This is a genomic window from Variovorax sp. TLI9-5A (assembly GCF_056867935.1).
In genome coordinates, this window is sequence record NZ_CP200310.1 from 6473777 (window position 1) to 6493076 (window position 19300).

20 protein-coding genes are annotated in these 19300 nt (G+C 63.8%); 10 read left to right on the top strand and 10 right to left on the bottom strand.

Annotated features, from left to right (window positions below; genetic code table 11):
- Window positions 1-9: 9 nt before the first annotated feature.
- The 6 genes from nadE (at window position 10) to AC1VNX_RS30800 (ending at window position 6862) form a co-directional block, all read left to right on the top strand.
- Window positions 10-849 (top strand): ammonia-dependent NAD(+) synthetase, encoded by an 840-nt coding sequence (nadE, locus tag AC1VNX_RS30775; protein WP_483161325.1) that lies wholly within the window; start codon window positions 10-12, stop codon window positions 847-849.
- Window positions 850-1110: 261 nt separating this feature from the next.
- Complete coding sequence (locus tag AC1VNX_RS30780) at window positions 1111-2310, top strand: porin (RefSeq protein WP_483161326.1); 1200 nt, start codon at window positions 1111-1113, stop codon at window positions 2308-2310.
- 23 nt (window positions 2311-2333) lie between these two features.
- Window positions 2334-2717, top strand: a complete 384-nt coding sequence (locus AC1VNX_RS30785) for a c-type cytochrome (RefSeq protein ID WP_483161327.1) — start codon at window positions 2334-2336, stop codon at window positions 2715-2717.
- A complete protein-coding gene (locus tag AC1VNX_RS30790) occupies window positions 2714-4153 on the top strand; it encodes a D-arabinono-1,4-lactone oxidase (RefSeq protein WP_483161328.1) in 1440 nt (479 codons plus the stop codon). The genes AC1VNX_RS30785 and AC1VNX_RS30790 overlap by 4 nt, the downstream gene beginning before the upstream one ends.
- Window positions 4150-5445 carry a DSD1 family PLP-dependent enzyme gene (locus AC1VNX_RS30795; protein ID WP_483161329.1) on the top strand — a complete coding sequence of 432 codons (1296 nt, stop codon included), beginning with the start codon at window positions 4150-4152 and terminating at the stop codon, window positions 5443-5445. Before AC1VNX_RS30790 ends, AC1VNX_RS30795 begins: the two co-directional genes overlap by 4 nt.
- A gap of 16 nt (window positions 5446-5461) precedes the next feature.
- Entirely contained in the window at window positions 5462-6862 is a 1401-nt protein-coding gene (locus AC1VNX_RS30800) for a coniferyl aldehyde dehydrogenase (RefSeq protein ID WP_483161330.1), read from the top strand.
- A 12-nt stretch (window positions 6863-6874) separates the two neighbouring features.
- Here AC1VNX_RS30800 and AC1VNX_RS30805 read toward each other — a convergent pair whose 3' ends face one another.
- A complete protein-coding gene (locus AC1VNX_RS30805; protein WP_483161331.1) occupies window positions 6875-7570 on the bottom strand; it encodes a TetR/AcrR family transcriptional regulator in 696 nt (231 codons plus the stop codon).
- 439 nt (window positions 7571-8009) lie between these two features.
- On the opposite strand from AC1VNX_RS30805, the gene AC1VNX_RS30810 reads away from it, so the two are divergent.
- Complete coding sequence (locus AC1VNX_RS30810; protein ID WP_483161332.1) at window positions 8010-8654, top strand: hypothetical protein; 645 nt, start codon at window positions 8010-8012, stop codon at window positions 8652-8654.
- A gap of 418 nt (window positions 8655-9072) precedes the next feature.
- On the top strand, window positions 9073-9966 hold the full coding sequence (locus AC1VNX_RS30815) for a hypothetical protein (protein WP_483161333.1): 894 nt from the start codon (window positions 9073-9075) through the stop codon (window positions 9964-9966).
- Between the two features lie 141 nt (window positions 9967-10107).
- On the opposite strand, the gene AC1VNX_RS30820 is transcribed toward AC1VNX_RS30815, so the two are convergent.
- On the bottom strand, window positions 10108-11256 hold the full coding sequence (locus tag AC1VNX_RS30820) for a YagK/YfjJ domain-containing protein (RefSeq protein ID WP_483161335.1): 1149 nt from the start codon (window positions 11254-11256) through the stop codon (window positions 10108-10110).
- A gap of 899 nt (window positions 11257-12155) precedes the next feature.
- On the opposite strand from AC1VNX_RS30820, the gene AC1VNX_RS30825 reads away from it, so the two are divergent.
- Window positions 12156-13610 carry a DUF3987 domain-containing protein gene (locus AC1VNX_RS30825; protein WP_483161336.1) on the top strand — a complete coding sequence of 485 codons (1455 nt, stop codon included), beginning with the start codon at window positions 12156-12158 and terminating at the stop codon, window positions 13608-13610.
- A gap of 384 nt (window positions 13611-13994) precedes the next feature.
- On the opposite strand, the gene AC1VNX_RS30830 is transcribed toward AC1VNX_RS30825, so the two are convergent.
- From AC1VNX_RS30830 to AC1VNX_RS30850, 5 genes are all read right to left on the bottom strand, one after another.
- Window positions 13995-14186 (bottom strand): hypothetical protein, encoded by a 192-nt coding sequence (locus AC1VNX_RS30830; protein WP_483161337.1) that lies wholly within the window; start codon window positions 14184-14186, stop codon window positions 13995-13997.
- 41 nt (window positions 14187-14227) lie between these two features.
- Entirely contained in the window at window positions 14228-14974 is a 747-nt protein-coding gene (locus AC1VNX_RS30835; protein WP_483161338.1) for a DUF7227 family protein, read from the bottom strand.
- Window positions 14975-15154: 180 nt separating this feature from the next.
- Window positions 15155-15385: a hypothetical protein gene (locus AC1VNX_RS30840; RefSeq protein ID WP_483161339.1), complete on the bottom strand. Its 231-nt coding sequence runs from the start codon at window positions 15383-15385 to the stop codon at window positions 15155-15157.
- Entirely contained in the window at window positions 15382-15939 is a 558-nt protein-coding gene (locus AC1VNX_RS30845; RefSeq protein ID WP_483161340.1) for a hypothetical protein, read from the bottom strand. Before AC1VNX_RS30845 ends, AC1VNX_RS30840 begins: the two co-directional genes overlap by 4 nt.
- 33 nt (window positions 15940-15972) lie before the next feature.
- Window positions 15973-16422 (bottom strand): hypothetical protein, encoded by a 450-nt coding sequence (locus AC1VNX_RS30850; RefSeq protein ID WP_483161341.1) that lies wholly within the window; start codon window positions 16420-16422, stop codon window positions 15973-15975.
- Between the two features lie 98 nt (window positions 16423-16520).
- Between AC1VNX_RS30850 and AC1VNX_RS30855 the strand changes: the two genes are divergently transcribed.
- Entirely contained in the window at window positions 16521-16760 is a 240-nt protein-coding gene (locus AC1VNX_RS30855; protein WP_483161342.1) for a hypothetical protein, read from the top strand.
- Window positions 16761-16770: 10 nt separating this feature from the next.
- Here AC1VNX_RS30855 and AC1VNX_RS30860 read toward each other — a convergent pair whose 3' ends face one another.
- The 3 genes from AC1VNX_RS30860 to AC1VNX_RS30870 all read right to left on the bottom strand — a co-directional run bounded on the left by AC1VNX_RS30860 (window position 16771) and on the right by AC1VNX_RS30870 (window position 19106).
- A complete protein-coding gene (locus AC1VNX_RS30860) occupies window positions 16771-17433 on the bottom strand; it encodes a YqaJ viral recombinase family nuclease (RefSeq protein WP_483161343.1) in 663 nt (220 codons plus the stop codon).
- Between the two features lie 117 nt (window positions 17434-17550).
- Window positions 17551-18573, bottom strand: a complete 1023-nt coding sequence (locus AC1VNX_RS30865) for a DUF932 domain-containing protein (protein ID WP_483161344.1) — start codon at window positions 18571-18573, stop codon at window positions 17551-17553.
- A gap of 83 nt (window positions 18574-18656) precedes the next feature.
- A complete protein-coding gene (locus AC1VNX_RS30870; RefSeq protein ID WP_483161345.1) occupies window positions 18657-19106 on the bottom strand; it encodes a hypothetical protein in 450 nt (149 codons plus the stop codon).
- Between the last annotated feature and the right edge of the window lie 194 nt (window positions 19107-19300).

The window sequence follows — 19300 nt, forward strand, 5'->3', positions numbered from 1 at the left end:
TTCCACACCATGAGTGCAGATCTGTCCCCCGTCGACGACACGCAGCGCGAAATCATCGCGGCGCTGCACGTCGCGCCCGTCTTCGATGCAGCCCGCGAGCTGGAGCGACGCGTCGACTTTCTCGCACGCTACCTGAAGCAGACCGGCCTGAAGACGCTGGTGCTGGGCATCAGCGGCGGCGTGGATTCGCTGACCGCCGGCTGCCTCGCCCAGCGCGCGGTCGAGAAGCTGCGCGCCACCGGTTACGACGCCACCTTCATCGCGATGCGCCTGCCCTATGGCGTGCAGAAGGACGAGGCCGAGGCGCAGGCCTCGCTCGCGGTGATGAAGCCCGACCGCACCATCACGGTGGACATCCGCCCCGCCGCCGACGGCATGCTCGCAGCGCTGAAGGCCGGCGACCTGACGTTCCGCGACGCGGCGCACGAAGACTTCGTGCTGGGCAACATCAAGGCGCGCCAGCGCATGATCGCGCAGTTCGCGGTGGCCGGCGCGCACGACGGCATCGTCATCGGCACCGACCACGCGGCCGAGGCGCTGATGGGCTTCTTCACCAAGTTCGGCGACGGCGCGGCCGACATCACGCCGCTGACCGGCCTCAACAAGCGCCGCGTGCGCGCGGTGGCCCAGCTGCTGGGCGCGCCCGACGCGCTGGTCTACAAGGTGCCCACCGCCGACCTCGAATCGCTGGTGCCCGGCAAGCCCGACGAGGACGCCTTCGGCGTGACCTACGAGCAGATCGACGACTTCCTCGAAGGCAAGCCGGTGTCGGCCGAGGCCCGCCGGATCATCCTCTCCACGCATCGCAAGAGCGCGCACAAGCGCGCGCTGCCGGTCGAGCCGTTCTGACGGCGGCGGCCGAAGCCGCTCTTTCCTTCCTCTTCTGAAAAGCATCGCGCCCCGAATCCGGGGCGCGATGCTTTTGTGCGCCTGCAGCATTCTTCCGCCAGCCCAAGCCACAAGAACGACGGTTCCAAATAAAACATTGGCTTTTTCAAGAACATCGTTCTAATATCCGCTCCGCGCCGGAAACACGGTGCACTTCCGGCGACGAGCCCGCCAACGAGCAGGCCGCGCCCCCACTCGGTCTGGGCAGATGAAGGAGACAACATGAAGAGACGAAGAACAGCCGCCGCGCTGGGCGCGGCGCTGGCCGTGCCGCTGTGCGCGGGCGGCGCATGGGCACAGAGCAGCCTCACGCTCTACGGCACCGTGGACGCGAGCCTGCGCTACGAAACCAACTCCACCGACTACGCACCCGACGGCACGCCGGCCAGCACCCGGTCGAGGCTGCGCATGACCCGCAGCGGCGGTGGCCTCTCGGACAGCTTCTGGGGCGTGAAGGGCGCCGAGGACCTCGGCGGCGGCCTGCAGGCACTGTTCCAGATGGAAAGCCGCTTCGACATCCGCGACGGCAAGCTCACGCCCGACGACACCACCTACTTCCAGATCTCGTACGTCGGCCTGCAGTCGTCCTCGTGGGGGCAGCTCACCTTCGGGCGCCAGTACAACGTGGCCATGGAGGCCGCCTCGCTGGCCTACGGCTCCAACCTCTGGGCCGACTACTTCAACGCCTTCAAGCCCGAGCACACGCTGCTGGCCGCGAGCAAGACCAACAACATGATCCACTACGGCGCGCAGCTCGGCGACGTGGTGCTGCTTGCGCAGTACGCCATCGGCGAGGGCGAGCGCCCCGGCGGCGGCGGACGGCGCGGCAGCCAGTACGGCGTGGGCGCGGCCTATGTACCGGAGAAGGGTCCGGTCAAGCTCAGTGGCGCGTGGATGCGCACCGTCGACGACAACTCGCGCGCGAAGTTCGACATCCACACGGCAGGCGCGCAGTTCGTGATCGGCGACTCGCTCTCGGTGCAGGCCGGCTACATCCAGAACCGGCGCGACAACGACTTCACCTCCTTCGCCAACGGGCCGTTCGGTCCGGTCGACCTCGCGGGCCTGGGCATCATCTCGCCTGCACAGGTGGTGGACCCGAGCATCCCCGGCGGCTTCAGCAAGCGCCGCATGATCCTCGGCGGCGTCACCTACAAGCCGACTCCCCTGCTCACGCTCGCTGCCAACGTGTGGTTCACGCGGCAGCGCGGCTACACCGCCGACTTCGACGGCTCGGCGCGGCAGTTCCAGCTGGTGGCGGGCTATGCGCTGTCGAAGCGCACGATGCTCTATGCGGAAATCGACCGCTCCGTCTATCGCGGCGGACTGGTGGGCGCGCAGCTCGTGGGCATCAATGGGCAGAGCCCCACGGTGGCCCACACGCAGACCGGCACCACCATCGGCATCCGCCACAGCTTCTGAAGAGCGAACAGGGAAACATCCACGTGAGAGTTGCCTTCTTCATCCGCCTCGGCCTCGCGGCCCTGCTGCTCATAGGTATCTCTGCCTGCAAGGAAGAGCAGGCGCGGGCATCCACCGGGTCCGACGCGCAGCGTGCCGAATCGCTGCTGCCGCCAGACCCGGCCCTGCGCGCGATCTACCAGCGCTCCTGCGCGGCCTGCCACACCTCCGTCGACGCCAAGGCGCCGCTGACCGGCTCCGTCGCGCAGTGGAAGCCACGGCTGGACAAGGGCATGGACCAGCTCGTGAAGCATGCGATGGAAGGCTTCAACGCCATGCCGCCGAAGGGCCTGTGCGCGGACTGCAGCACGGGCGACATGCGCGCGCTGATCGGATTCATGAGCCAGGGAAAGGACGAACGCCAATGAACGACGACGCATCCAGCGTGGACAGCGAAGGCCGCCGCACGGTGCTGAAGGCCGGCGCGGGCATCGCGGTGGCCACCGCACTCGCGAGCCACGGCCTGCAAGCCCGCGCGGCAACCGATGCGGCCGCGCCCGCGGCAGCTTCATCTCCCGCATCGCAGCCCATCGCCTGGACGAACTGGTCGGGCATCCAGCGCTGCGTGCCCCGCTCCATCGAGACACCGGGCAACGAAGCCGAGCTCGCCGACGTGCTGCGCAAGGCCGGCCCCGGCGGCGTGCGCTGCGTGGGCGCCGGCCATTCCTTCACGCCGCTGGTGCCCACCGATGCCACGATGGTCTCGCTCGATCGCATGTCGGAGCTGGTGTCGGTCGACGCGCAGGCGCAGACCGTCACGCTGCAGGCCGGTGCGCGCCTTGCGCTGCTGTCGCGCCAGCTCGATGCGCAGGGCTTCGGGCTGCGCAACCTGCCGGACATCGACACGCAGTCCTTCGCCGGCGCCATCGCCACCGCCACGCACGGCACCGGCCGCACGCTGCCCGCTCTGCATGCGGACGTGATCGCGCTGCGCCTGATGACGCCGCAGGGCGAGGTGCTCGAATGCAGCGAGCAGCGCAACCCCGAACTGCTCGCCGCCGCTCGCGTGTCGCTCGGCAGCCTGGGTGTGCTCACGCAGGCCACGGTGCGCGTGCTGCCGGCCTTCAACCTGCATCGCCGCGTGTTCCTGAAACCGCTGCAGGCCATGCTCGACGAGGCACCGGCATTGGCCGAGAAGCATCGCAACTTCGAGTTCTACGTGCTGCCGCACACGGGCTACGCGGCGGGCATCGTGAACGACCTCTACACCGGCGCCGACACCGTGCAGCCGCCTTCAGCCGACGAAGACATGCTGCGCGACCTGCGCCGGCTGCGCGACTGGCTGGGCTCGTTCCCCTCGCTGCGCCGCTGGGTGGCCAACAAGCTGATCGACGGCGAGCAGACCGAGGAAGCGAAGAACCGCTCGTGGAAGCTGCTGTCCACGCAGCGCCCGACGAAGTTCAACGAGACCGAATGCCACGTACCGCGCGAGGACGGCATCGCCTGCGTGCGCGAAGTCATCAGCGCGCTGGAGCGCCGTGACGACGTGTTCTTTCCGCTGGAGTTCCGCTTCGTGAAGGCCGACGACGCGTGGCTGAGCCCTTTCCACGAGCGCGACAGCTGCTCCATCGCCGTGCATGCGGCGCAGGGCGAGCCCTACGACTACCTGCTCTCCGAGATCGGCCCCATCTACCGCAAGTACCGGGGCCGTCCGCACTGGGGCAAGCTCCATGACCTGGGCCCCGCGCAGCTCGCTACCCTGTACCCGCGCTGGAACGACTTCCTGGCGCTGCGCGCGAAGCTCGATCCGCAGGGGCGCATGCTCAACCCCTACCTGCGTCAACTGTTCGGAGTCACGACATGAGCGGCAAGAGAAGAAGAAAGATTTTGCTGGGCACGGTGGGTGTGGCGGCCGTGGGCGCGGCGGGCACGCTGGCGCTGCGTCCACGCGACAACGGCGCGCCGCACGAGGGCTACTTCGCTGCGCTCAACGAGGAGCTGAAGAAGAACGGCCCGATGCGCCCCTGCATGGTCATCGACCTCGACCGCATGGACCGCAACATCGACCTGGTAACGCAGAGCCTGCGCCAGGGCGGCAAGCACTACCGCATCGTCGAGAAGTCGCTGCCATCGCAGGCGCTGATCGACTACGTGGCGAAGCGCTCGGGCACGAAGCGGCTGATGTCCTTCCACCAGCCCTTCTTGAACACCGACGCGCGGATCTTTCCGGACTTCGACATCCTCATGGGCAAGCCGCTGCCGGTGCGCTCTGCAGAGCTGTTCTACGCGCAGCACAAGGGGCCCTTCGACGCGTCGCGCCAGCTGCAGTGGCTGATCGACACGCCGGAGCGGCTGCAGCAGTACCTGGCGCTGGCCACGGGGCTGGGCACGCGGATGCGCATCAACATCGAGATCGACGTGGGCCTGCACCGCGGTGGCGTGGCCGACAACGCCACGCTGGGCCGCATGCTCGACATGATCGCGGCCAACCCGCGCCAGCTAGAGTTCGCCGGCTTCATGGGCTACGACGCGCACGTGGGCTTCGGCGTGCCGAAGGCGCTGGGCACGCCGCAGGAGCTGCTGGCGAAGGCGATGGCGATCTACCAGGGCTTCGTCGACCATGTACGCGGCCAATACCCCGCGCTCTGGAAAGACGGCCTCACGCTCAACACGGGCGGCAGCCCGAGCTACAAGCTGCACGAGGCCGAGAAGCTGAGCACCGAGGTCAGCACCGGCACCGCACTGCTCAAGCCCACGCACTACGACATCGAGACGCTGGCCGAACACGTGCCGGCCGCCTTCATCGCCACGCCGGTGGTCAAGGCCACGGGGCCGGTGGAGATTCCCGCGCTGGACGGCAAGTCGAAAGTCTTCTCGTGGTGGGACGTGAACCAGCGCCAGACTTACTACATCTACGGCGGCTGGTGGCTGGGCGAGTACGAGTCGCCCAGGGGGCTGCAATTCAACGGCATCCTCGGGCACAGTGCCAACCAGGAGAACGTGAACGGCTCGCCGGCCACCAGCCTGAAGGTGGACGACCAGGTGTTCCTGCGACCCGCCATCGCCGAGGGTGTGCTGCTGCAGTTCGGCGACCTGGTCACGCTGCGCGGCGGCAGGGTGCAGGACCACTGGCCGGTGTACCAGCAGGCGGGCTGAGGTTTAAGCAAAGAACATGACACACGAGCACATGCGACAGACCTTCGACACCATGCGCGCAGCGAGCCTGCGCGCGCAGACGCCGCCGTGGAGCGAGCGCGCCGACCGCCTCAAGCGCCTGCGTGCGCTGGTGAAGGACAACCGGCGCGAGATCGCGGCGGCCATCAGCGCCGACTTCCATCACCGCGCATCGCAGGAAACCGAGCTCGCCGAGGTGTTCCCCTCCATCGAGGGCCTGCAGCATGCGCTCGCGCACGGCAAGGGCTGGATGCGCGTACGCCGCCGTTCCACCGGCCTGTGGTTCAAGCCCGCCTCGTCGCGGCTCATGCCTCAGCCGCTGGGCGTGGTGGGCATCGTGGTGCCGTGGAACTATCCGTTGTACCTCGCGGTGGGGCCGATGACCGCGGCGCTGGCGGCCGGCAACCGGCTGATGGTGAAGCAGTCGGAGTTCACGCCCCGCTTCGCAGAGCTGTTCGCCGGACTGGTGCGCAAGGACTTCGCCGAAGACGAGATCGCGGTCGTCAACGGCGACGCCGAAACCGCGCGCGCCTTCTCCAGCCTGCCCTTCGACCACCTGCTGTTCACAGGCTCGACCGCAGTGGGCCACCATGTGATGCGCGCCGCGAGCGAGCACCTCACGCCGGTGACGCTGGAGCTGGGCGGCAAGTCGCCCGCGATCGTCGGGCCCGAGGCGAACTTCGACAAAGCGGTCGAGCGCATCCTGGTCGGCAAGACGCTGAACGCGGGCCAGACCTGCATCGCGCCCGACTACGTGCTGGTGCCCGAAGGCCAGCAGCAGCGCTTTGCCGAGAGCGCACGGCGCGTGTTCGCCTCGATGTATCCGGCGCTGGCCACCAACGTCGACTACACGAGCATCGTGAGCCCGCGCCACTTCGCGCGGCTGCAGGAGCTGGCGGCGCGGGCGCAGCAGTCGGGCGCGGCTGCGGTGCCGCTGTCGGACATGCCCGCCGACCCCGCGACCCGTCGCTTTCCGCCGGTGCTGCTGACCGGCGTGAACGACGGCATGCGCGTGATGCAGGAGGAAATCTTCGGCCCGCTGCTGCCGGTGCTGCCCTATCGCGACATCGACGAGGCCATCGCGTACGTCAACGCGCATCCGCGCCCGCTCGCGCTCTACCTGTTCGAGAAGAATCGGACGACCATCGAGCGGGTGATGCAGAACACGGTGACCGGCGGCGTGTCGATCAACGACACCCTTCTACACGTCGCGCAGGACGACCTGCCCTTCGGCGGCGTCGGCGCCAGCGGCATGGGCGCCTATCACGGGGAGGATGGCTTTCGCACCTTCTCGAAGATGAAGCCAATCTTTCATCAGTCGGCGCTGAACGGCCTGGGCCTGTTCAAGCCGCCCTACGGCAAGACCTTCGAGCGGATGATGAAGCTGCTGGTGCGCTGAAGCGCCTGTCGCTCAGCGCGTGCCCGGAGACGACAGCAACTTGATCGCAGCCGCCGACTTGCTGCCCGGAAAGCGCTGCACGATGCCCAACAGCAGGATGTCCAGCAGCAGGTCGAGGTGCGGCGCGGCGTCCAGCCGCTCGATCCACGGGTCGTCGCCGGTGGACACACGCAGCGAGGTCATGCCGTGCATACCTTCCCAGATGATCTGCGTGGCCACGGCGAGCTGCTTCTCGTCGGCCGCCACGTAGCCCTCTTCCACCAGCTGCGCGATGAGGCCGCAGACGAAGGCGTAGGGGTCATGCTCGGGATCGCCGAAAGTCAGCGTGGAAGTCTCGATGGGCGCGGCCGGACGGCGCTCCATGAACACCAGGAAATACTGGTCGGGATGCTTCAGCCCGTTCTCGACGTAGGCATGGCAGGCCAGGCGGATGCGCTCCAGCGCGGTGGCGGCGGTGGCCACCGCCGCCCGCATCAGCTTGTGCAGGCGGATCAGGTCGTCGTCAATCGCGCTGGTGATCATGGTGGCCTTGTCGCCGAAGAGCGCGTAGACCACGGTGTTGGAGAAGCCCGACTCTTCCGCCACCTTGCGCATGGTGATCTCGCGGGCACCGCTCTTGACGATCATTTTGCGCACCACCTTCAGAATGTCCTTGCGGCGTTGCTCCAGCTCTCGTTGCTTGCGTTCCTGAAGGCTGCTTGTGGCCATGGCGTCTGTGTGGTGCGGCGTCTGTCGTCTCTGTGGGGCGGATCTTAGCCGGGGCCGCCCGCCGGCCGTCCAGTGCACCCTGGCGGCGCGGGGTCGGCGGGCCGGCCCATCGGCTTTCGGCTCAGCGAGTGACGACCTTCCAGCGCCCGTCCCAGATCTCCGTCGCATAGGGCGCGGGAATGCTGGCACAGTAGCCAGTTGCAGGTGTCATGCACGCGATTTCCAAGGTCATCTCTTGCGGTCCATTACGATACTTAAGCTGGGTCAAGCAGGATCGCCAAACGCAGCCTCCTTTGAGATATCACTTCGCAGGAAGCCCGAGTCTGCTCGGCCATCGCAATCCACGAATAAAGCAAGAACATAAAGCCAAGAAATGTCTACTCAGATTTCGGACTATCCAGAGCACTTTCATCGCATTCTGAAGCGATACACATCGCACATGTCCATGCTGGAGGGGGAGTACAAGAAGAGCAAACCGGACGCCGCAGACAACGAGTTCAAAGAGCAGGTGTTCGAACCGGCCAAGAAGTTCTGCATTCAGCACGCGAATCTTCCCTCGCTACTGGACTTTCCCTCGGCGCTGTACGAGATCGTCAACGCCCTTTTCCAGGATCAACAGAAGGTAGAGTCCGACGTCGCGTTCATTCATCTGTCTTGCGTCTACGCAACCGCCGCCATGGCGGCACTGGAAGCGGAAGCCCAGGATCGCGACATGGCATGGGAGTTTCTGTGTCAAGCCAACTTCTATGCCGGCACGGTAGTAATCACTAACCGTAGTGACGAGGCGGTATTCTCAGATTCCATTGTGGCGATGTACAAGACATCGGTTGCGGCTGCAGCTGGTTCCAAGCGCCATACAAAAACCAACCAGCTAAAAGACAGAGCACACGCGATCGTCCGCGCCCAAGCGCCTTGGCCGAGTCAAGCGAGCGCGATACTCGCTGTGGAATCCGACCTCATGAAAGAATTCGGTGCTGACTGTCTCAAAGACGCCGAGAACACCATCAGAGGATGGATCAAGCTGATGCCTGATCGTCTTGAGCTCATCCCGTCCCTCGCAGGGCGGCTCAAGAAGACCAACTGAGCTCGGTATCAATTTTCCCCTAACGGGGTTGCGTGGGGAGTGGTCTACCGGCAGACCAAGGGGTGCGTGCTAGCTCACCCCTGAGAAAAACAGCCCCGTTTCGGAACAGTGCGTCCTGTGTTCAACAACAACCAGCGACGCACTTCATGTCCAATCCGATTCAGTTTTCACCGCGGCTTTTTCCGCACTCCCAGCGTACTCGCGGGCAGCGGGTTTTTCAGAAGAATTCCTTCTTCAAGAGTGTCCTTAACACCAAGCCGACCGCCGGCTTCCGCGATCACGACGCGGCTCCTCCATGCCCTATCTGCCTTCCTGGTAGCTGCATCCCGCACCCGAATGCGGGCAAGACTGCCGCGGATGCAGCACAGCTGCCCGGAACTCATGTTGGCTCGATCGAGGCCGCAAAGGAGGGCAGCAAGTGAAACACCCCAGCTTCGCTTCTTTCATGCCCGTAGCAGCTGTCGAGCAGGAGGTGTCTAGGCGCTACGCCGAGCTTGAACTCCCGCTGACCTATGAGCAACTTCGCGATCACGTCACGGCCAGGCTGGTTGACGCCGACGTGCGCTCGATTGCGACTGCCCTCGCAGGGGCTCCGAGTATTCCCCGCTGCTGCGCACAACGCACTTGGATCTTGGGTTCGCAAATGCGGATGAGCTCGAAGCACCTCACCGCCACGCCGCAAACGTGCGACGGCACCTCGAACGTGCGCCTCAACGCGCTCGGTTCGCCCTGTTCAGGCGAAGCGGCGATCATGAAGCCGAGCTTCTTTGAGCGCCATTTGCAGTGCCTTGCGACGTCCAAGTCGCGGAAGCAAAAAACCGTGGCCAAACGCATGCGCGATCTGACAGGCGTACTGGAACAAGCCGCGATCTATTGCGCCTTGGCAAGCGGCCCCTTCCCCAAGCCCCTCCGGACGATGCTTGAGGAAGCCACGGCGCACTGCCTTCGCTACGATGAGCTCAAGGTCCTGCACCAGCAATGCGATGAGGCATCGAAACTTTCCTGCGCTCGTGGTGGACGTATTCGCCATGCTCGCAACAAGCCCATGCGAATTGTTCGACGCCTGGCCATCATGCTTTTGCGCAGCAAGGCGCCTGCTGGCAAGTGGAAAAGCAGGTCGGAAGCGGCAGATACGATCGCAGTATGCTTGAGTAAGTTCGTGATCAAGCACAAGCTCAAGATCTCGTGTTCGATAGACGCTCGCTCGCAAGATATCCTCAGCCAGATAAAAGTCGATCCGCGAACGAACGAAGCATTTCGCCTCAACTCTTGTGCCAAACGCACTAACCGTTCGAAGCTCTCGAACCACTAGTCCTTCGGGGATGTGACGGCAGCCATCCCTTGCGTCGAAGTTCAAAGACCAAGCATTAAAGATCTGCCTTTCCAGCGGGCAGGTCTTGCCGTTCATCAGCATGAATGGGAGATCTCGCAACCTCTGAGCACTATCCCAAACTCAAAGCAGCTTCCTGAATGAACCCATCCCTTCGGCATCAGCCACACCCTTGCGCGACTCCCGTTTCGCGCCCCCAGGCGAGGGCTGACGGTAGCGCTGGCTGATCACGAATGTCTTGCCTGCAGCGTTGTAGCGCATCCAGAAGTCGGTCTTCGTCAAGTACCAAGCCACATCCTTCACCAGAGCCTCCATCTCGAGGGAATTGCGGGCATGGACCATGCCCAGTCCCGGTTTTCGGTACTCATTTGCATTGCAGTTGAAGTAACGCCCTCCATCCTCGGTGATCACGTTCTGCCAGTGCTCGCCCATCGTCTTGCAGACCCCGACCCCGTCCTGGACCAGGTGACCGTTGAGCAGCACCAGAACATGAAAATGAAAACCAGTCTGCGTGCCGTACTCCAGCGTCCACATGTATCGCACAACAGGGTGACGCTCGCGTAGGTAGCGCTCGAACTTCACCATACACGCGTATGCCTGCGCCTCAGACACCTGCGGCGCGAGGGGATACAGGTCCGTAGTCATATGGAAGTGCAGGTCGACCCGGACCGCCAGGAGCTTGGAGCAATCCTGAAAAGATTCGGTAATCGCCTCTCGCATGGATTTCCAACGCTTGTCCGAGCGGCGACGAGCCGACTCGAGAGTGCGCTTGACCTCCGCGCTCTTCCATCCAGTGCGCAAGTCCTCCACAAGGGCCGTCAACGCCCCGTGAAGCGCTTGTGCTTCACTATCGAACAACGACTTCCAGCTGGTCAAGCAAATCGCATCAGGCACGTGCTTGTCACGGCACTGGTACAGCAACGTGAACAACGGATTGATGCGGTGCTGCGGCAGCGTTGCCTCGATATCTTCAAAAGGCAGCTGCAAGGCACGCAAAAGGCGGCCTCCCTCCATGGAGGGACGAAGCACCACATGCGCCAGGCGCCCTTGCCCCAGAGCGAATACGGCCTTCTCGGACTGAACAACCTCGTGCACGGCGCGCACGGCATCCTTCACATCCTGCGCGTAGTCGTGCTCCTTGCTGAGGACGATCTGCTGCGTGCGTCGACCCTGTGCGTCATGGCCCGTGATGTACGCATAGCGCTTGGACACTGGGCTTTCGTAGATCTTGCTCGGATAAACCTTCTGCTCGGTCTCGTTCTTTTCCATCATCTTTCTCTCCATCTTCGACTCCCCAAAGGGAGCGATCACACCTACTGTCTTCCCGTCAGTCCCACTGCATGGGCTGACATCTTTCCTTCCTCTGCACCAGGACACGATGGCGCTCACACCATCTCCTTGCTTCGGTATTTTTTCTCCTGTCTTTGCTTCTCTCCTCTTTTTTCCTTCCTTACTCTTTGCCTTCTATCTCTCTTCTTTTCGCCTTTCGCAGGCGGCTTCATCTCTGTCTTGTTGATTGGTCTTTGCTTTCATTCAGAGCTACGTCGTAGCTTCATGTGTTCGTCTCTCCAGTTGATGCCTCCAATGCTTCTTGGATAGGTGAACTTTCTCAATAACATACAAACCTGATCTCTACTCCTCGATCAATGGCCGTCTTCCTTGGAAAGAAGACTCACAAGCGAATCGCACACGCGCGGTTTTCTTCGTCATCCTTTCGTTGACTTGGTAACGACACAGCGGCTGGTCGGCCATGCGCGACGACCGGTGCCCGCCTGACGGATCGCATTTTGGGATCGCTAGTCCCGACTTGGAACTGCATCAGCTCTCGCACACACCGTTTTGTGAGCTGATCACTCAAATCAAGGGATCCAGGAAGGGTTCATCGACCTTTGTTTGGAGGGCTGCAGCCTGTCGACTTGGTTCCTGGTGCGGGGGCATTTGACACAAGCCCTGCGCGAACGGCTTCTGACGGAGGCATCCGGCCAGAGTGAAGGCCAGACGCGCTCGCCAGATACGGGATTGGGTGATCAGCTATCGCTGGCTACTTTTTCTGAGCTGAGGGCGTAGGAACATTTTTCTCCAGCCCCTAAATTTCGCAGCCCGACAGCGGTCTCCCGCCTCGGAGCAGTCGCAAGACCGCTTGTTTTTTTACCTCAACCAGGAATTGATTGATGCACCCCTTTCTCCATGATCCCTACCCTGTCGACGTCACAGGCCCATTCATCGCTTCTTCCGCCTTGGAGCACAGCTTGAACACCGGCACGTCGGTCGAACTGACGACGATTGCAGCGCTGACTTGCGCAGCAGCGGTAGTGCAAGATGTCGCCGATGTGCAGCGCCCCGATCTTCCTCCCTCCTCCACCTCCGTGATCTGTGTGGGCGTCGCGGCATCGGGGGAAGGCAAGAGCACTGCAGCCAAGCCATTCCTGCATCCCCTGGAGAAGGTCCAGGAGAAGATGGATCTGGGAACTGAAGAGCAGCACCAATTCGAAGCCAAGACTTTCATCTGGAAGGAGAAATTGGCGCGTGCGCGTTCCCAGTTGCGTCGCCAGCTTGACGAGGGGCAGGAAACTGACGAGGTGGAGGCCGAGATTGCACGCTACCTGCGTGCTCGCCCGAAAGCGCAGCCGCGCATGAAGATGCTTTACGACAACGTCACTCCGACTGCACTGCGCCGCAACCTGGCTGCCTGGCCCTCGGGCTTGCTCGCTTCGATGGACGCCGGGCATATCTTGAACGGCTCGATTGGCCGGGATCTCGATCTGCTGAATTCGCTATGGGATGGCGACACGATGCGCTCGGACACGACGGACGATTCGACGACGGCGTATGGCCCGCGAATGAGTGCCCTGCTTCTGACCCAGCCCGCGCCTACTCTGCGCTATCTGGCCCGCCGTGGCCATGACGCTCAGGGAACGGGTTTCTTTGCGCGCATGGACTGGGCCTACCTGACGCCGGTCAAGGCAACGCATTCCCTCCATACTGGCCCGAAATCGTACGAGGCGATCGCGCGGTATCAGTCCCGCGCGACCGACCTTCTGGAAGAACGCATCCGCTCGAGAAAACAGGGGGACGGCTCACGACGTGCCCTCGGCTTCGCTGCTAGCGGGCAGGCGTTTTTCAATGACCTCTACAGGCGCGTCATTCCGATGGCGACCCCCGGTGGCGCTCTTCATGGCTTGGGAGGTTATGCCGCCAAGATCCCCGAGCGAGTGGCACGCTACGCCTGCATCATCCACATCTTCAACGACCTGCCGGGACTGATTGGCGCCGAGACGCTCTATCATGCGGAACTGATCGTGCAGTGGTACACACGCCAATTCACGAACATGCTCATTCTGACGTCGACGCAAACGCAGGCAATACACGACGGACAGTGGCTCGAACAAGTGATCTGGGAGGCGAACCAGCGCGGCGAGATCGTCCGACCTGCAGACCTGCCGCGGATTTGCCCGACCGATTGGGGACGCCCGCGCCGCCACAGTGCCCTGCAAATGCTCTGTGCGTCGGGACGCGCACGCATTGCGCGTTGGAAGCACGTCCAGTATGTGCAGCTGTCGTCGATGCCCCAACTGCCCATCGACGTTGGCCAGCACGACGCACGGATGCAAAAGAAATACGGATGAGCAAGGTTTGCGGGAAAGTTCGCTTCGACTGTTTCGACGGGGCGGCGATCACACGCTACAGGAACATGTGGTTGCCGCGGCCTGTCCGGGCTGCGACGCAACTCATGCCCTTTGCGGCGCTCGCCTCTGATTCAGGATGCATACCTCAGCAGATCCGCGCGGTGGAAGCGACCTTTTGGCGGGAAGTTATTCCATGAGTCTGTGGGAATCTTTGTGGATAACCCAGGGACAACATCGACGTCAGCCGTCATGCCGCGCCGCATCATCAGTCGCCCCTAACAGACGACTTCTCTCACCTGCTGCGAAGCTGGTAAAAAACAATGGACTGAAATCCTGGGCACTTCTCCAAGGATTCGCTCCTTGGAGAAGTGCCCATACTTGTTCTCAACCCGTTTGATTGCGACCCCGGTCACTCGACCGATCAATTCCGTACGCGTTCGTCAGGCTGGCCAAGCGGCTTTCTTCCTGCACGGCGCGCTCCACATCGTCCAGGCGATAGGGATCGGCTTGCTTTCGAGCGAACATCGCGCGATCCACTCGTTTGAGAAACTCCTCATCGCAAGCGGCCGCGTCCACCTCGGATTGCGCTCCTTCGGTTGGTTCTGCTTCCGCCCTTCTCATGAGGCTCTCCCCTCAAGAAGAATCCTCTCCACGCGCCTGGCCCTCGCCCCGTGCGCCGGAAACCCCACAATCACCGACCGATCGCACTGCTGACAGATCCCGCAGTTCAGACAGTCTGTGTTGCCCACACGGGCCGGGCACACGATGACCGGGCGTCCACCCGGCGTGCGAGTCGGCTTGGTGGCTCCCATGGGCAAGACCACCACCACGGGAGCCACTTCCAGCGCCGCATAACCATCCGCCTGCACCAACGTCTCCGCGCTCAGGTTCACGGTGAAGCCGAGCTCGTTGGCCCGACGAATCGCAGTGCGGTTCGCCCGCGTCGGCGGATAGTGCGTGTAGGTGAATCCACGCCGCCCCCGGTTGGCCATGGCCAATCCAGAAAGCAGGTTCGCGTCGATCACTCCCGGCGCACTGGGCGTCAGGTCGCCCGCCTGGTTGTGCCGCCACAGTGCATGGCGCCGCAGCGTCCGGATCTGCGCCAACAGTTCATCGAAGGTGCCGCCTCGCGCTCCTGCGGAGACAGCCCGCCAATGCAAGGCCAAGGGCCCGTTCTCCGCATAGCAGCCGCTGTGCCGAAGACTGCAGCCCGCAGGGCACGTGTTCGCACTCGTCGTGGTGACGGCCATCGGGCCCGTCTTGGCGTTGCGGCTGACGCGGGTGAAGTGATAGATAAAGGGTCCGGCGGGTGCTGCCGATGAGGCGCGCAGCATCGGCCCACCCCGAAACATCGTGGTGACCAAGGTGTTCTCCTTAGAGGAATGGGGCCGCGATCCCGATCGCGACCTGCCTGAGATGCGCGCGCCCTCCCCCGCCTCCCGTCCTCGTCGGCCCTGTCTCAAGGGCTCAGGAAAGACGGTGGCTCAGGGGGCGCGGGAGTTGGAAATGAATCGGCGTCGCAAGACGAAGGAGTGCCTTGAGGCTCACTCCTGGAGGTGGCGCTTGAGCTTTTGCTGCACCTCGATGGCGCAGCCGTGCCAGGCGTGGCCGTTGACCCAGCGGGTGTCCAGCACTTCGGGATCGGCCGCGGCCACCCGCTGGGCGTAGTAAGCCAGCGCCTGCAGCACGAAGACCTGGATCAACGCCCCGTGGGCGCTGAACTCCATCAGTTCCACCATGAACTCGACGTTGGTCTGAGAGTGTGATCGGCTCATGCGGGCGCCCTCGCCTCCGTCGCTTGACCCGGCTTCGAAGCCACCCCCGGTTCCGGCAACAGCGTCGCCTGCCACAGCTGCCTGGCCTTCATGCGCAGGATCACCCCGTCCTCGCTCAGGACCTCCCAGCCCCGGCGGCCCAGACTGCGGCATAGCTCGTAGACCTGCCCGTCGTACATGACGCGCAGTCCCTGGCGGATGGCTGCACGCCTGGCAGTACGGTTCGCGTGGAACGCCTTGACCTTCTCCCGCCACGGACCCGCATGGGGCCCCACAGGGGCATCGGCACGGTCGATGAAGGCCAAAGGACAGTCGAAGTAGTACGGACCGACGGTCTCGTCCATGCACTTGACGGCCACCTGGCCACGGCGGCTGTCGATCAGGGTCAGGCCAATCCATTTGCGCCCGGCGTGTTCACCGCTGCGCGTCTGCGCCAGGAACCACAGCCGATTGCCGATGGCGCGGTGCGCCAGCACGGTGGACGAAGCACCGACATTGGCCAGTTCGTCGTGCACCGCCTGGTCCCTGGTCGCCCGGTAGACGATGTATCCCATGTCAGGTTCTCCGATGGGTGTGAGCAATGAGGGTCAGGGCCATTCGAAGACCTCGAAGCCCAGTTCGCGCGGCAGCGCGGCATGGTCCGGACACAGCTCGAGCGCCTCGCAGGCCTGACGGCCAGCGAGCACCAGGAGGTCGCGCATGACGCCCCAACCCAGGGTTTGAGCAGCGGCGACATTGCTGTCGGTGACGTCCAGGCGCCAGCAGAACGCGTCGAGCTCGATGCTCGCGAGCGATGCTTCAGGTGCCTGCCCTGGCGTGCCTGGACCAGAAGCGCAAGAAGAAGAAGAAGAAGAAGAAGAAGAAGAAGAAGGAAAAACAGAAAGAGGAGCAATGTCCTGGTGCTGCGCGTGGATCTGGCGCGCCACCACCCAGGGCAGGTGACGGGCGGCGACCCGCAGCGTTCGGCCGATGTGAGGATCGAGGATCGGGGCGGCCTTGCCAGAGGAGGCTCCGATCAGCGAGAAAAGGTGGGTCATGATGAGAGGGATGTGATTCGTTGAAGTGAGGACTTCAGAAAAGGGAGGTCTGAGAGGGAGGACAGGCGGCAACGCGCGAACGCGGCACAATCACCGTCATGACAACAAGACAGATGCAAACGCTGTCGGACGAGGAGCTGGGAGCGCAGGCGCTCGAATGGCGGCGCAAGGCCCTGCAGGGCGAGCGGCATGCGCGCGGCATGGCCCACGAGTTCGAATCGGAGATGCGCCGGCGTGCAGGAGCGCCGGCATCCAACTACGACAACCTCGACCTGCGCCCGCTCGAACTGCGGGCCGCGACCCAACGCCGGTGGTGGAGGTTCTGGCAGGCCAGCTGAACGGGGATGCTTACAGGGCTTGCTGCTTGGCGGCTGGGGCCTGCTCCAGCTCGACACAACGCCAGAACTCGCGCTCGGCCTCGATGAGGCGGGCGATCTCCACCTCGTCGCGCTCGACCCGGTGAATGCGCAAGTCCTCTCCACCGATCAAGGCTGCGACGTCGATGGCCTGGGCACCGGTGACGCCCAGTTGATGCAGCATCTGGATGCGCACGTAGCCGGGAAGGCCCTGCTTCCAGTGATCCGCCTCCGCAAGGCCGACGCACCGGCATTCCAGCAGCTGGACACCCGGATGGCCAACGACCTCACGGCCGAGGTACGCGAGCATCCAGGTGTGTTCCAGATGCCTCAGCAGGCCCCGCATGCGGCGGACCTGATGCCCGCGGCGCAGCGTGTAGTGCGCGGCCACGATGGGTTCGAGCAGGCGGTGCCAGTAAGCGGCACTGTCGGGCTTCACCTGCCAAGACGGCTGCGGCTGCAGCAGATCCTGGCGCCCGGTCTTCTCCATCCAGAGCCGCACGGGGGATTTGAAGGGATCGCAACCCACGGCTGCAGCGGCCTCCAGGGTTGAGATGCCGGCTTCGGGCATGTTGGGCCAACGCTCCGGCGTGGGACTTGGCGCATGGAGGTGCGCTGTCGGGAGGCGTTGTGTGTTGGGGTGTAAAGAATGCATGGTTATCTCCGGTGGAGAGGTGTTCCAAAGCAAAGAGCCCTGCGCCCCACAGAGGTGGGAGGCAGGGCTCGATGCGTTGAGGTTGAGGAGTGAGATCGAGATCGGCTAACGGCTACTTCACCTGGCGAGTTCAAGCGCTTGCTCCAGAGCTCGCTGCTTCAAGGCTGCGCCTTGCCCGAACCAGGCGCTGTCGAGCCGGTACTCCTGGCTGCGGGCACGGCGCTCGTGATCGACGAATTCCGTCATCGCACTCAGCAGGCCCCAGGTCGTGCCCTTGGCTGCGCGCAGCTCGGCGCCGCGGCCCTTGCCCTCGTACAGCTCCAGGACCTTCCTGGCGGCCCAGCCACGTGGGGCAGGAGGCTCGGGAGGTTGATCGGCATGAGGTCCAGCCTGCGCGACAACGCCGTCGACCCGCTCCAGCTCTGCGGGCCCGTAGAGCACGCGCTCGATGTACTGCCGGGCCTCGAAGCTCTTGACCTTGCGCTCGGACAGTTGCTTCATGCGGTACATGAAGTCGTCCCACTGGCCGATGGCGATGTCCAATTGGCGCTTGACGGCATCCGCGTCGAAGCTGGTGCTGTGGGGCACGCGGATGACGTTGCTGGTGCCCTCCAGCGCCAGGGTCAGGGTGTTGCTGCAGACGACCCGCACGGTGGTCGGCGTCACGCTGGTGGCCAGGGTGCCGTCGCAGGAGGTCGCCAGCAGGAGATAGCCGTTGACGGTGTCGTTGCCTTTGAGCACGGCCTGCTGGCCGGTGCGCGCCAGGGCCCAGACCTTGCGCCCACCCTTGAGGACGCCAGCGGTCTCCATCTCGTAGCCACCGATCTCGGTGAGGTCGCGATAGAACTCCAGGACCTCGCGAGGCTGCACGACCTGGTAGCGGCTGGAGACGACCGACAGGGCTACACGGGTGTCGCTGCGGTAGAGCACCTTCTGCTCGGCGAAGGATTCCAGGGTCTGCAGAGACTCTTCGTCCGCTGTGCTCCCGGTCATGTAGCGCACGGGGGCCTCCTGGATGGTCCAGTCCATGCCGGCTTGTTGGGCCCAGACTTCGAGGGGTTGCCGGGAGGGGAGTCGGTGGCCCAGGCGATGCCAGGGGGTGTCGCCGACGTAGGCCATTTGTTCGATGAGGTGTGCCATGGGGAAGAAGACAAGAAGAGAGAGAAAGGAAATGAAGGGAGTGAAGGAAATGAAGGAAATGAAGGAGGAAAGATTCGAAGAAGTCAGTCCAGGTCATCGGGGTCGTCGTAGGGGTCACCCGTCGAGGACGGACCGGCGGGTCTGTACGGCGATGACGACATGGGGGATGAGTCCGGTGGTGACCAGGGACCTTCGGATGCGCCGCGTCGGCCACTGAAGGCATGGCCGCAGGCGGTGCACCGGCAGTTGTTCAGGACCCGGTCGTCGATGACGCGGCCGAAGATGGCGCCGACCTCGGTGCCCAGGGCACCACCGCCGAGGCCGCCGAGGACGACACCGATCACGGTGCCGAGGCTGCCGCCGACAGGACCAGCGGCCATGCCGACCGTGAAGCCGGTACGGGCACCTCGAAGTGCACCGACGATGCCGCCCGCGGCGCCGGTCAGGCCGCCGAGGGTGCCGCCGGTGCGTTGGGCGATGTCGCGGGCTTCGATGCGATCGGAGCCGCAGTTGGGACATTGAAGATAGGACAAGATGAAGAAGCTCCTTTGCGAGTGAGTGAGTGAGTGAGTGAATGAATGGGTGAATGAAGAGGAAGAAATCGACCGCGCGGAGATAGAGACGCAGAGGCAGCGACCAGATGGCAAAAAGCCCGGACGACCTGGAGGTCGTGCCGGGCTTGGTGTTGAGTTCGGGTAATCGAGCTGCGCTACACCTGGATGGACAT